Here is an 812-nt window from a genome sequence, read left to right as displayed (position 1 = left end):
GGGCGGATTCAAGTGGTGTCTGCAACACCGGTTTGATTGGTTGGGTTCGAGATTAGCGTGGCGAGGACTTCTGCGGGCGTTCGGTAGCCGTGGCGTTTGCGGGGCCGGCGGTTGAGTTCCGCGGCAACGTTCTCGAGGATCCCGGGCCCGTGGAAGGACAGGTCTGTGCCTTTCGGAAAGTACTCGCGCAAGAGCCCGTTGGTGTTCTCGTTGCTGCCACGCTGCCAGGGCGAGTGCGGATCGCAAAAGTAGATCGGCATCCCGGTCGCCATGGTGATTTCTTGGTGTCGAGACATCTCCGCTCCCTGATCCCAGGTGGTCGAACGGCGCAGCTGTTCGGGGAGGGTGTTCATTGCCACGATCATCGCGTCGGCCACGGTGCGAGCGGTGTGATCCCCGGGCAAATGCAGCAGCATCACGTATCCCGTAGTCCGTTCGACGAGGGTTCCGATTGCGGACTTCGACGAGGTCGAGCCGATGATCAGGTCGCCCTCCCAATGCCCGGGAACTGCGCGGTCCTCGATCTCCGGCGGCCGGTCGGAGATCATCACCATCTCTCGGAACCTCTGCGGCCGCGGACCCTCCGGGCGCTGCGGGCGCCGTGTGGCACGCCCTGACCGCAACGCGGTGGCAACTTCCAAGCGCAACGATCCGCGGCCCTGCACGTACAGGGCCTGGTAGATCGTCTCGTGTGACACCTGCATCTCCGGATTCTCCGGATGCTTGACTTTCAGTCGGCCCGCGACCTGTTCCGGGCTGAACCGATCGGTGAGCATCGTGGCGACTTGTTTCCGTAACGCTAACCCGTCCAG

The 812-nt window shown here is 63.4% G+C and carries 1 protein-coding gene; it reads right to left on the bottom strand.

Annotated features, from left to right (window positions below):
• Positions 1–8: 8 nt before the first annotated feature.
• On the bottom strand, positions 9–812 hold an 804-nt coding region (locus QN350_RS19700; RefSeq protein ID WP_323517205.1), incomplete at its 5' end, for an IS30 family transposase.

The organism is Cryobacterium sp. 10I5 (assembly GCF_035019865.1).
Lineage (GTDB): Bacteria > Actinomycetota > Actinomycetes > Actinomycetales > Microbacteriaceae > Cryobacterium > Cryobacterium breve_A.
This window is presented reverse-complemented; position numbering and strand designations above follow the sequence as displayed.